This is a genomic window from Vreelandella rituensis, from assembly GCF_003336665.1.
Taxonomy (GTDB): Bacteria; Pseudomonadota; Gammaproteobacteria; order Pseudomonadales; family Halomonadaceae; genus Vreelandella; species Vreelandella rituensis.
Map to the genome: position 1 here is coordinate 14,900 of NZ_QPIJ01000010.1, position 12,449 is coordinate 27,348.

Sequence of the window (12,449 nt, forward strand, 5' to 3'; positions counted from 1 at the left end):
GGCACCTCACGGCCAGGCTCAGCGAAACAGTTCCAGGGCACGGTATTCCATTTCCTTGAGGTTGCGGCGCAGCTCCTCCTCATCGTCGAGGAACATGGCGTGGATGTAGAGCACCTTGCGGTCGTCGGAGACGTCCAGACTCAGGGTGCCGGGGGTCAGGGAGATCAGGTTGGCCACCATGGTGATCTCCAGTTCGGTACGCGCCGCCAGGGGCATGGCGATCACCCCGGGACTCATGTGCCAGGGTGGCGTCAGGATATCAAAGCCCACCTTGAGGTTGGCCATCAGCAGCTCCTTGATAAAGAAGCCGATGAAACCCAGAATCCGCGGAATACGCGCCGGATAGCCTTTCAGTGCCTCCACCTGGGGTTCGATCAATAGCAGTGCAATGTAGCCGAACACCAGCCCCACCACCAGGTTGAGGCCGGAGAAGTCGCCGCTGAGGGTGACCCAGGCCAGCCCCAGCAACAGGTTCCAGATAGCTCCGGTCATGGGCTTTCCTCCTCGGCTGCCGACGCCTCGATGAGGGCCTCGATGACATCCACGTTGCTCCCCAGTACGGCGTCGATATAGCCCTGCGGGTTCATCAACTGGTCCCCGATGACGGTCATGATCACCATCAGCGGCTCGGCGAAGACACCGATCAGCAGCGACATCGCCGCCAGCACCCCCACCGGCATGCTCATCAGCCACAGACTGGGCGCGACCATGCGGCCGTCATCACCCACCACGGATTTCGGCTCGGGCACGAGGTTATCCTCGGGCAGCGCCTTCCAGAATACCTCGTTCCAGATCTTGACCATGGAGTAAAGTGTCATAAGACCCACCGCCAGCGCGATGCCGGTGACCACGTAGGCCTCGGCCTCGATGCCGGCGCGCACGATCACGAACTTGGCGAAGAAGCCCGACAGCGGCGGGATACCCGCCAGGGAGAAGGCGGAGAGGAAGAAAGCTACCGCTAACCAGGGACGCTCCTTGTAGAGTCCGCCCATCTTCTTGAGCTGGTAGGTTCCCTGCAGGCGCCGAGTGATGCCACTGATCAGGAAGAGGTTGGTCTTGACCACGATGTTGTGCATCACCGCGAAGACGCCGCCGGCGATCGCCAGGGGCGTGTAAAGCGCCAGTCCCAGGATCATGTAGCCGATCTGGCTGACGATATGGAACGACAGGATGCGCCGGAACTCGTACTGGGCCGCCGCGCCCAGTACGCCGGTAACCATGGTCAGGGCCGCCCCCCAGATCAGCAGGTCCTGGGTGTAGTCCATCGTCTGGTCGAACATCAGGGTGAATACCCGGAACAGCGAATAGACCCCCACCTTGGTCAACAAGCCGGCGAACAGTGCCGAGACCGCCACCGGCGGCGTGTGATAGGAGGCCGGCAGCCAGAAGAACAGCGGAAAGGCGGCCGCCTTGATACCGAAGGCCACCATGAACATCACCGCCAGCACCTCGACCATGCCCTGGTGCTCCGCCTCCTTGAGGCGCAAGGCGATGTCGGCCATGTTTAGGGTGCCCACCATGCCGTAGAGCAGGCCAATGGCGGTAAGGAAGATCACCGAGGCCAGCAGGTTGAGTGTCACGTACTTGATCGCCCCCTCCATCTGCGCCTTCTCGCCGCCGAGGATCAGCAAGGCGAAGGAGGCCACCAGCATGACCTCGAACCACACATAGAGGTTGAAAATATCGCCGGTGAGGAAGGCACCGGCAACCCCCGCCAGCAGCAGGTGCATCAGCGGATAGAAGCCGAACTTCTCGTGATCCGGCCCGGTGGAGGCCAGCGAATAAATGGAGAGTACCAGGCCGATCAGCGCGGTCAGCACGATCATCACCGCGCTGAGCATGTCGGCCACTAGGGTGATGCCGTAGGGCGCCGCCCAGCCACCCATCTGGATGGTGACGTAACCATCCTGATATACCGAGGTGAACAGCCACAGCGAGATCACCAGCAGCGCCAGGTTGCCGGCCACTGCGGTGAAGCGCTGCATGAGCCGCGAGCGCCAGAACAGCAGCGAGATGGCGCCCGACAGCAGCGGGAGAAGGACGGGAAGTGCGACTTCGGGCCTCACGTATCGGTATCCTTCATCTTGTCCAGGTCATCGGCCTTGACGATCTCGTAGGCCCGGCGAATCAACACCACGGCAAAGGCCAGCACGCCGAAGGCGATCACGATGGCGGTCAGCACCACTGCCTGGGGCAACGGGTCGGCCACCACACCCTCCGGGGCCAGCATGCCCTCGGGGATCAACGGCGGCGCCCCGCGGGTCATCCCTGCTGAAGTGAAGATCAGCAGGTTGGCGGCATTGGTCAGCAGCATCAATCCAATCACCAGCTTGACGATGGAGCGGCGCAGCATCAGGAAGATCGCGGCGGAATACAGCAAGCCGATGGCAATGGCCATCACGGGTTCCATAGGGCGCCTCCTGTCCGATAAGTGGCGGTTTCAGGGTTCATCCTTGTCCACCTCCATCAGGGTCATCACCATCGTCAGCACCGACCCCAGCACGGCCAGATAGACGCCGATATCGAAGATCAGCGGCGTCGAGGCCTTGAAACCGATACCAGGGATGGTCCACCACTGCGCGGTAAGGAAGGGGTCGCCCACGAACCAAGCAGGCACTACTGAAATCATGCCCAGCAACAGCCCCATGCCGATCAGGTCACGGGGATCGAGCATGCGCAGCACCTCTTTGGTGGCGCTGACCCCGAAGGCGAACAGGTAGAGGGTAAAGGCGCCGGCGGCCACCAGGCCAGCGATGAAGCCGCCGCCGGGTTCGTCGTGGCCGCGCAGCAGCAGGAATACCGAGAACAGCAGCTGCAGCGGCATCAGCAGCCGCGCCGCCGTGTTGAGGATAATGGTGCCGGACTTAACCATCGGCGTTCTCCTTGGCCGGGGCGCTGTTCTTGGGTTTCTCCGGGGCGCGCAATTTGAGCATGGCGAAGACCCCGATGGCGGCCAGCGCCAGCACGAAGATTTCGCCCAGAGTATCCAGAGCGCGATAGTCCACCAAAATCACGTTGACGATGTTGCGCCCGTGGGCCAGCGTCGCGCTGTTGGCGATCATGTAGTCGGAGATCGGCACGAACTGATCGATACTCCAGGAAGTGAGCACCAGCAGGGTAATCAGCGTACCCAGGCTGCCCGCCACGACCACGTCGCGTACTCGCTCCAACGGGGTCGAGAGGCTGGAGAAGCGTGGCAGGCGGAACAGCACCAGCACCAGCAGGATCACCGTCAGGGTCTCCACCAGCAGCTGGGTGATAGCCAGGTCCGGTGCGCTGAACAGGATGAAGATCAGTGCGATGGAGAAGCCCATGATACCCACCGAGACCACGGCACCGAGCCTCGAGCGGGCGATGGTGGCAAACAGGGCTGCCATCACCATGATGCCGACCACAACGGCCTCGTGGAACTGAACGTCCAGGGCAATGTGGAACTGGGGCGCGTGGCGCAGCAGCAACGAGTTGCCCACCAACGCGATCAAGGTAACGATCATCACCATGATGTAGTTGCGCATATAGCCGTTCTGCAGCACCCGGGTCTGCCACTCGGAGATCACCACGACGCCGTCCATCAGGGCGTCATAGCCGGCTTCCGGGCCGCGGGAAAGCAGCGGATCGAGGCACGCCAGCCGCGCCCGTATGCGATCCCAACGTTTGAACAGCAGGTAGCCCAGCGCCAGGCTGGCCAGCGACATCAACAGCGGCAGGTTGACGCCGTGCCACAGCGACAGCTTGACCTCCACCGATGTGCCGGCCACCGCCGAGGCCGCCGCCGCGAGCAGCCCGCTACCGGCGAGCACTGGTACAAGTCCGAACAGCAGTGAAAGGATCGCCAGCACCGCAGGGCCGATCAGCATGGAGGTCGGCGCCTCGTGGGCCACCCGCGGGGTCTCGCGGCGCTGTCCGAAGAAGGGGCGCAGGGCGACGATGGCCGCAACAACGATGGTCAGGGCCGTCGCACTGAAGGCCAGCAACATGATCAGCCACCGCCAGGCGCTGACCTCGAGCACCGACTCGAACATCAGTTCCTTACCGATGAAGCCGAACAACGGCGGCACCCCGGCCAAGGACAAGGCGGCAATACAAGCCACTGCGGCAGTGAGCGGCATGGTATGCCTTAACCCGCCCATGGCAGTGACATCCTTGGTACCGGTCTCGTGGTCGAGAACACCGGCCACCATAAACAATGACCCCTTGTAGAGGGCGTGGGCCAGCAGAAAGGTGACGAAGGCGATCATCGCCCCCTCGGTGCCGATACCCAGCAGCATGGTCAGGGTGCCCAGCGCCATGATCGTGGAGTAGGCCAGCAGCTTCTTGATGTTGGTGTGGCGAATGGCCAGGAAGGCGCCGGTGAACATGGTCAGCGCCCCTACCACCGAAAGCGTCACCGTCCACATCTCGGTACCGCCCAGGCTCGGCTGCAGGCGCGCCAGCAGGTAGATGCCCGCCTTGACCATGGTGGCCGAGTGCAGATAAGCCGAGACCGGCGTCGGGGCGGCCATGGCATTGGGTAGCCAGAAATGAAACGGAAACTGCGCCGACTTGGTGAAGGCGCCGATCAAAACACAGACCAGAAGTGCTGTGTAGAGTGAATGCTCGCGCAGCACATCACCCATGGCATTGAGTTCACGCAGCGACCAGCTTTCCCCAGCCACACCCAGCATCGTCAGCCCCGCCATCAGCGCCAGCCCCCCCGCCACGGTGACGAAGAGCCCCTGACGTGCCGACTTGCGGGCCTCGAGATCATTGTGATTGAAGCCGATCAAGAGGTAGGAGGTGATGCTGGTGAGTTCCCAGAACACGAACAGGGTAAACAGGCTGTCGGCCAGCACCAGCCCCAACATGGAGACCATGAAGGCGAGGATCGCCAGATGAAAGCGCATCAGGTCCGGATGCCCTTTCAGATAGCCCCCGGCGTAGACCAGCACCAGGGAGCCGATGCCGGTGACCAGCAGTGCAAACAGCAGCGACAGGCCGTCGATCACGAAGGTCAGGCTCATGCCCAGCGACGGCACCCACTGCATGGCGAAAACCAGGGTCTCCCCGGCCATCACTGCCGGCAGCTGACTCAGGAACCAAAGCGCCAGCGCCGCCGGATAGGCGGCGAGGACGAAGCTGGCACGATCACCGAACCAGCGATGGAAGAGGGGCGCGAACCCCGCCACCACGAAACCGCTCAGCACTGCGAGTTGCATGATACGTCCTCCCGGCATGTGCGATTCGACACTTACACTCAAGGCGGCGAATCACAACAACATGAATCGCAGCGACATGAATCACGATTGCGTGAAATCAGCACTATACAGAGCCAAGATATTGAAAGACAAGGAGGGCGCCATAAGCGCTGTTTTACGTTACAGTAGGACTATCGACGCTGCGGTGAGCAAGATGGTTCTCACCCACCCTTCTTTCGGACCCGTGCAGGATGACTGATCGATGACTTTGCTGTGGATAGCCCTGCTGCCTCTGCTGGGGGTACTGGTGCCTGTGCTGACCGCTCGACGCGGTCGGCATTTTTGTTCTCTGGCCACCGCCTTGCTGCCGGCCCTTGCCCTGTTACTCACGCTCGCTCAGTTGCCTGCGCTGAACGCCGGCGAAGCACTACGCTTCTCCGTTGCCTGGATTCCCGGCCTGGGGCTGGACCTGGCGTTTCGCCTTGACGGCCTGTCGCTGCTGTTCAACCTGCTGATAATCGGCATCGGCCTGCTGATTCTTCTCTACGCGCATTACTACCTGTCGCCGGAGGAGCCTTTCGGGCGCTTCTATGCCTACTTGATCCTGTTCATGGCGTCGATGGTCGGTATCGTCATGTCCGACAACCTCCTGCTGCTGTGGCTCTATTGGGAGCTCACCAGCCTTTCCTCCTTCCTGCTGATCGGTTTCTGGTCGTATCGCAGCGATGCGCGCAAGGGAGCACGCATGGCCCTGGCCGTCACCGGTGGGGGCGGACTGGCCTTGCTTGCCGGTCTGCTGTTGCTGGGCAACATGGTCGGCAGCTTCGACATGAACGTGGTATTGGCCAGCGGCGAGCTGATTGTCGCCGACCCTCTTTATCCGGTGATGCTGATACTGGTGCTGCTGGGCGCTTTCACCAAGTCGGCGCAGTTTCCGTTTCATTTCTGGTTACCCCACGCCATGGCCGCCCCGACGCCGGTCTCGGCCTATCTGCACTCGGCCACCATGGTCAAGGCAGGTATCTTCCTGATGGCCAGACTGCACCCGGCTATCGCCGGCAGCGAGCTATGGTCGGTCATCGTGCCGCTGGTGGGTATCATCACCATGCTGTACGGCGCCTGGTTCGCCTTGATCAAGACCGACCTCAAGGCCATCCTGGCCTTTTCCACGGTCAGCCACCTGGGGCTCATCACGGTGCTGCTGGGCATCGGCAGTCCCATGGCAGTGCTCGCCGCACTCTTTCATATACTCAACCATGCCACCTTCAAGGCGGCGTTGTTCATGAGTGCGGGGATCATCGACCATGAAACCGGCACCCGTGAGCTCGGCCACCTCGGCGGGCTCAGGCGCGCCATGCCGGTCACCGCTTTATTGACCACCGTAGCGGCCGCCGCCATGGCCGGGCTGCCGCTACTCAATGGTTTTATCTCCAAGGAAATGTTCTTCACCGAAACCTTGGCCACGCCGGTGCTGGGCGGACTGAGTTGGATAATGCCTGCCTTGGCGACCCTGGGGGGCGTGCTGTCGGTGGCCTATTCGCTACGCCTGGTATATGCGGTCTTCTTCAAATCGCCTCGCCAGGAACCCCCGAAATCGCCTCATGAGCCGCCCCACCTGATGCGCTTCCCCGTGGAGTTGCTGGTGGTTATTTGCGTGCTGGTGGGGATATTTCCTGCGGCCTTGGCCACCGGCCTGCTCGGGCTCGCCACCCAGGCCGTGCTCGGTGAAGCCCTGACGTTCTACCTGTCAGTATGGCATGGCTTCAATCTGCCGTTGGCCATGAGCTTCGTGGCCATTGTCGCGGGTATAGCTCTCTACTGGCGTCACCCCTACCTGAAAAGTTTTGCCAAAAGCTTCCAGCCGGTGGATGCTCGCCTGGTCTTCGAGAGTGCCATGCAGTGCCTGGCTCGCCGGGCGGAAAGCAGCCTGGCCCGCTTCGATGGCGGTTCCCTGCAACGTTACATGGGACTGCTGCTGTTCGCCGCCCTGGTCATGGGCACGCTGGGCCTGGCCGGTATGGCGACGCTGACCGGCAGCCGGGGCAATCAGCCACTCGATGGGGTACTGTTGCTGGGTGCCGGTCTATTGATCTTCGGTGGCATCGGTACCGTGCTCACCCACCGCCACCGATTGATATCGCTGCTGATGCTTTCCGTCGTGGGGCTGGTGGTCGCGCTGACCTTCGCGCGTTTCTCCGCTCCCGACCTGGCACTGACTCAGCTGTCGGTGGAAGTGGTCACCATGATTCTGTTGATGTTGGCGCTGTTCTTTCTGCCCCAGAAAACCGCAAGCGAGTCCTCGCCACGCCGCAACCTGCGTGACATGGCCCTGGCCGGCTCCCTGGGCACGGTCATCGCAAGTCTCAACTATGCGGTGCTGACCCGTGACAACGACCCGATATCGAGCTTTTTCATGGAAAACAGTGTACCCGGCGGTGGCGGTCATAATGTGGTCAACGTGATTCTGGTCGACTTTCGCGGCTTCGATACCCTGGGTGAAATCACCGTACTGGCCCTCGCGGGGCTGGCGATCTTCAAGCTACTCAACCGTCTGCGCTTGTTCATGCCTCACAGCGATAACGAGGGGCGCGTCTGGTCGCCGGACTGCTATCCGATGATCCTGACCACCATTTCCCAAGCCATACTACCTCTGGCGCTGCTGGTCTCGGCCTTCATCTTCCTGCGCGGACACAACATGCCGGGCGGCGGCTTTATCGCCGGGCTGATCACCGCCGTGGCCCTGATCCTGGTCTACATGTCACGTGGCGTCGAATGGGTCCAGTATCGCCTCGACTTCCCCTACCAGCCAGTCGCCATTGCCGGGGTCGCCATCGCCACTCTCACAGGCCTGGGCAGCTGGTTGTTCGGAAAGCCGTTCTTGACCTCGGCTTTCGGCTACTTCCATCTGCCGCTGGTGGGTAAGTTCGAATTGGCCACCGCCATGCTTTTCGATTTAGGCGTCTACCTGGCAGTGGTCGGGGCTACCTTGATGATTCTGGCCAACTTGGGCAAGGTCACCACGGTGCATCGCCCCATCAAGCAGCCGGAATCGAGCGATACCGAACGTTCCACCAAGGAGAAAAGTTGATGGAAGGCCTCTACGCCATCACCACCGGTGTTCTCACCGCTTGTGGTCTCTACCTGACGCTGCGCGGACGCACCTTTCCGGTTGTGGTCGGTTTGACCTTGCTCTCCTATGCCGTGAACCTCTTTCTGTTCTCCATGGGCGGGCTAACCACCGATGGGGCCACTATCGTTGACGGCCCCGCAAGCTATGCCGACCCTTTGCCTCAGGCACTGGTACTTACGGCCATCGTCATAGGCTTCGCCATGACCGCCTTCGTGGTGATTCTGGCGATGCGCGCCCGCAGCGAGGCGGGTAACGACCATGTCGACGGCCGCGAGGAGGAACGCCAGTGATACAGCATCTGATTGTCCTGCCGGTCGTCCTGCCGTTGGTGGCCGGCATTCTGACATTGCGCAGCCGCCAGGGCGGCACCCGCTCCAAGCGCCTGATCGGCGTGGGCGCGACTGCCTTGCTGGTGATGATCGGCATCGCGCTGCTGGTTCAGGCCGCTGGCGGCGAAGTGAGCTACTACGCGCTGGGCGGTTGGCAGCCCCCCTTCGGTATCGTTCTGGTGCTCGATCGCCTTTCAGCCTTGATGGTATTGGTGACCGCCGTGCTTGCGCTGGGTGCGGTGGTCTTCGCCTGCGGCGGTGACGACGAGAAAGGCAGCAATTTCCATGGGCTTTTCCAGCTCCAGCTGATGGGCATCAATGGCGCCTTTCTCACCGGCGACCTGTTCAACCTCTTCGTCTTTTTCGAAGTCTTGTTACTGGCTTCTTACGCCCTGCTGATGCATGGCGGCGGCAAGGCACGCATTCAGGCCGGGGTGCATTATGTGGTACTCAACCTGGCAGGCTCTTCGCTGTTTCTGATTGCGGTGGGCGTGCTCTACGGCGCCACCGGCACTCTCAACATGGCCGATATGGCCGTGCGGATCAGCGAACTGCCTGCCGAACGCGCCGGTCTGGTAACTGCCGGCGCCCTGATGCTGCTGGTGGTGTTCGGCCTCAAGGCCGCCATTCTGCCCCTCTACTTCTGGCTGCCGCGTGCCTATGCCGCGGCACCCGCCCCGGTAGCGGCGCTGTTCGCCATCATGACCAAGGTGGGTATCTATGCGATTCTCAGGGTCTACTCGCTGCTCTTCGGCGAACAGGCGGGTCCGCTCGCCGGGCTGGAACAATCCTGGATCTGGTGGCTCTCCCTGGCCACCCTGGTAGCCGCCGCCATGGGTATACTGGCGGCACGGGATCTGCGCCTGATGGTCGCCTATCTGGTGTTGTTTTCGGTCGGCACCTTGCTGGCCGGCATCGGCATCGGCTCGGTAGAGGCCACCTCCGCACTACTCTATTATCTGATTCATACCACCCTGGTGACCGGCGGGCTCTTCCTGCTTGCCGAATTGATCGGTGTGCAACGCGGTAAAGCCGGAACACGTCTGGTGAAAGGCCGCCCTCTCAAACAGGGCGGCTGGCTGGCGGGGCTATTCTTTCTCGGGGCCATCGCGGTGGCGGGCATGCCTCCGCTGTCCGGCGCTATCGGCAAGGCATTTCTGCTGATAGCCGCCGAAGGCACTCAGCGGCTGTGGCTGTGGCCCATCCTGCTGGGCGGTGGGTTGTGCATGATGATTGCCCTTTCCCGCGCCGGCTCCACCCTGTTCTGGCGCAGCCACGGTGAAGCCGCTGGTGAAGTGTTACCGCGCCGCCAATGGTTCGGCGTCGTCTGGCTATTGGGCGCATCCCCCCTGCTGGTGGTACTGGCGGGCCCGATCAGCGACTACACTCACGCCACCGCCGTCCAACTGGCCAACCCCCAGAGCATGATTCATGCCCTTCTCGACGGAGAGTCTCCATGATCAAGCCCCGCTCTTGGCTGCCGACACCTCTGTTGTCGATCCTGCTGTTGCTGGTATGGCTACTGATGACGCGTAGCATGGCCTTCGGCCAGATTCTGCTCGGTAGCGTACTGGCGATCGTCATTCCTCTGCTTACCTACCGTTTCTGGGACCTACAGCCGCATGTCAGCCAACCCTGGCTGTTGCTGCGCTTCATCCTGCGGGTACTCGGCGATATTGTCGTCGCCAACCTCGAGGTGGCCTGGTTGATCATCAACCCTTGGCGCCGCATGCGTCCGCATTTCGTTGAGTACCCGCTGATGGTGAAGAAGCGTTTCACGGTTACCTTGCTGGCCAATACCATCAGCCTTACCCCGGGAACGGTCTCGGCCAACCTGCGCATGGATGGCAAGACGCTGCTGATCCATGCTTTGGATGTAGAGGACGAAGAGGCGCTTATCAATCACATCCGCGAGCGTTACGAGCGGCCGCTCATGGAGATATATGAATGCTAGCTATCGCACTCAAGATCAGTCTGGCGCTAGTGATCCTGGCGCTGTTGCTGAATGTCTACCGACTCACTGTGGGTCCCTCGCTTCCCGACCGACTGCTGGCCCTGGACACCATGTACGTCAACTCCATTGCCTTGATCGTGATGATGGGCCTGTGGCTCAACACCAAGACCTACTTCGAGTCGGCACTGTTGATCGCCATGCTCGGTTTCATCAGCACGGTAGCGGTGTGCAAGTACCTGCTACGCGGCGATATCATCGAATAGAAAAAGCCTTGGAGGCTCCATGACGATTAACGTGATTCTTGAGGGCGTGATCAGTTTCCTGCTGATTGCAGGCGGCATCTTCGTATTTATCGGCTCGCTGGGCATGACCCACCTGCGCGACTTCTACATGCGCCTGCATGGCCCCACCAAGGCAACCACCCTGGGCATTGGCTGCATTCTGCTGGCTTCGATGCTGTATTTCTGGGGTGCCCAAGGCAAGCCGGATATCCAGGAAATACTGATTACCTTGTTCTTGTTCATCACCGCCCCGGTAAGTGCGCATTTGCTGGCCAAGACCGGGCTGCACTTGCAGCTGCCTCATGTCGACAAGACCCAAGGCAGGCCTTTTGAGCTGCGGGATGAAGAAATCGGGGACAAGCCGGTGCCGCATCCCGATCGGGGACACGGCTGACGGATGGCACGGAAAATGGAGTAACGGACATCATGAAGGCCAATGCAGTCGTTGATACATTGTCCTTTTCATTGGCTAGAGCCAGCCTCCCAGTTCGTTGCGGATAATCGCTGTCAGGGCCGCGATATGATCGTCCCGGTCATTCAGGCAAGGAATATAGGTGAAGGTCTCGCCTCCGGCTTCCAGAAAGCTATCGCGGATCTCTTCCTGAATTTCCTCCAACGTTTCTACACAATCCGAGGCGAACGCTGGAGATATCACCGCGATATGCTTCTTGCCCTGCCTGGCAAGCTCCGCCACATAATCCACGGTAGCCGGACCCACCCACTTCTCCGGGCCGAACTTGGATTGGAAAGCGGTCACGATCTCTTCATCCGCCATCCCCAGCCGTTCTTTCAACAGACGCGTGGTCTTCTGGCAGTGACAATGATAGGGGTCGCCTTCCATCAGATAACGCTGGGGCACACCATGGTAACTGGCCACCAGTTTTTCCGGGCGTGATGCCGTGTCGTCATAGACCTCCCGCACTGAATTGGCCAGCGCAGTGAGATATTCCGGGTGCTCGAAATACGCCGGCACCGTGCGAATGGAGGGCTGCCACTTGAGTTTCATCAAGGTGCGAAAGGCCTGATCGTTGGCGGTCGCGGTGGTCGGTGAACCGTATTGCGGATATAACGGGAAGAACACGATTTTTTCGCAGCCTTGGGCCTGGAGTCGCCGAATCACGCTATCGGTGGAAGGATTGCCGTAGCGCATGCAGAAATCCACCACCACATTATCCCCGTAAAGCTCGTGCAGCGCCGTGGTCACTTTCTCGGTTTGGGCACGGGTAATGGTCAATAACGGGCTTTCGTTATTTTCCATGTTCCAGATACTTTTATACGCTTTGCCCGAAGAGAAGGGACGCTTGCTGAGAATGACCAGCTGCAAAAGGGGCTGCCATTTCCAATCGGCGTAATCCACCACCCGCTTGTCGGACAGAAATTCACCCAGGTAACGTCGCATCGACCAGTAATCGGTGGCATCGGGCGTGCCCAGATTGGCCAGCACCACACCGACCTTGGCGGGCGCCACCGGCGGGTGGTCGGAGGCGGCATGCGCCAAGCGCCCTTTACCGGGCTGGTCCTTCTCTACGCTCGTGGTCATCCAGTACTCCTAGGCAAATACGTTATACATCATGGAATCTT

General features: G+C 60.9%; 12 protein-coding genes. 6 read left to right on the forward strand and 6 right to left on the reverse strand.

Annotation, left to right across the window (positions count from 1 at the left end; translation table 11 throughout):
- Positions 1 to 18: 18 nt before the first annotated feature.
- Genes DU506_RS06365 through DU506_RS06385 form a run of 5 tightly spaced genes read right to left on the reverse strand, consistent with a single transcriptional unit; the run spans position 19 to position 5,195 of the window.
- Entirely contained in the window at positions 19 to 492 is a 474-nt protein-coding gene (locus DU506_RS06365) for a Na+/H+ antiporter subunit E (RefSeq protein WP_114486108.1), read from the reverse strand.
- Positions 489 to 2,066 (reverse strand): Na+/H+ antiporter subunit D, encoded by a 1,578-nt coding sequence (locus DU506_RS06370; protein ID WP_114486109.1) that lies wholly within the window; start codon positions 2,064 to 2,066, stop codon positions 489 to 491. The genes DU506_RS06365 and DU506_RS06370 overlap by 4 nt, the downstream gene beginning before the upstream one ends.
- Positions 2,063 to 2,410: a Na+/H+ antiporter subunit C gene (locus DU506_RS06375; protein ID WP_114486110.1), complete on the reverse strand. Its 348-nt coding sequence runs from the start codon at positions 2,408 to 2,410 to the stop codon at positions 2,063 to 2,065. Before DU506_RS06375 ends, DU506_RS06370 begins: the two co-directional genes overlap by 4 nt.
- Positions 2,411 to 2,440: 30 nt before the next feature.
- A complete protein-coding gene (locus tag DU506_RS06380) occupies positions 2,441 to 2,872 on the reverse strand; it encodes a Na+/H+ antiporter subunit B (RefSeq protein ID WP_114486111.1) in 432 nt (143 codons plus the stop codon).
- Positions 2,865 to 5,195, reverse strand: coding sequence for a putative monovalent cation/H+ antiporter subunit A (locus DU506_RS06385; RefSeq protein ID WP_114486112.1), 2,331 nt, complete (start codon positions 5,193 to 5,195; stop codon positions 2,865 to 2,867). Before DU506_RS06385 ends, DU506_RS06380 begins: the two co-directional genes overlap by 8 nt.
- A 241-nt stretch (positions 5,196 to 5,436) precedes the next feature.
- On the opposite strand from DU506_RS06385, the gene DU506_RS06395 reads away from it, so the two are divergent.
- Genes DU506_RS06395 through DU506_RS06420 form a run of 6 tightly spaced genes read left to right on the forward strand, consistent with a single transcriptional unit; the run spans position 5,437 to position 11,262 of the window.
- Positions 5,437 to 8,262 carry a monovalent cation/H+ antiporter subunit A gene (locus DU506_RS06395; protein ID WP_114486114.1) on the forward strand — a complete coding sequence of 942 codons (2,826 nt, stop codon included), beginning with the start codon at positions 5,437 to 5,439 and terminating at the stop codon, positions 8,260 to 8,262.
- Complete coding sequence (locus DU506_RS06400) at positions 8,262 to 8,594, forward strand: Na+/H+ antiporter subunit C (protein ID WP_114486115.1); 333 nt, start codon at positions 8,262 to 8,264, stop codon at positions 8,592 to 8,594. Before DU506_RS06395 ends, DU506_RS06400 begins: the two co-directional genes overlap by 1 nt.
- Entirely contained in the window at positions 8,591 to 10,093 is a 1,503-nt protein-coding gene (locus DU506_RS06405; RefSeq protein ID WP_114486116.1) for a monovalent cation/H+ antiporter subunit D, read from the forward strand. The genes DU506_RS06400 and DU506_RS06405 overlap by 4 nt, the downstream gene beginning before the upstream one ends.
- A complete protein-coding gene (locus DU506_RS06410) occupies positions 10,090 to 10,587 on the forward strand; it encodes a Na+/H+ antiporter subunit E (RefSeq protein ID WP_114486117.1) in 498 nt (165 codons plus the stop codon). Before DU506_RS06405 ends, DU506_RS06410 begins: the two co-directional genes overlap by 4 nt.
- Positions 10,581 to 10,850, forward strand: coding sequence for a K+/H+ antiporter subunit F (locus tag DU506_RS06415; protein WP_114486118.1), 270 nt, complete (start codon positions 10,581 to 10,583; stop codon positions 10,848 to 10,850). The genes DU506_RS06410 and DU506_RS06415 overlap by 7 nt, the downstream gene beginning before the upstream one ends.
- Before the next feature lie 19 nt (positions 10,851 to 10,869).
- Entirely contained in the window at positions 10,870 to 11,262 is a 393-nt protein-coding gene (locus DU506_RS06420) for a Na+/H+ antiporter subunit G (protein ID WP_181870708.1), read from the forward strand.
- 75 nt (positions 11,263 to 11,337) lie between these two features.
- Here DU506_RS06420 and hemH read toward each other — a convergent pair whose 3' ends face one another.
- On the reverse strand, positions 11,338 to 12,408 hold the full coding sequence (hemH, locus tag DU506_RS06425) for a ferrochelatase (protein WP_114486119.1): 1,071 nt from the start codon (positions 12,406 to 12,408) through the stop codon (positions 11,338 to 11,340).
- Between the last annotated feature and the right edge of the window lie 41 nt (positions 12,409 to 12,449).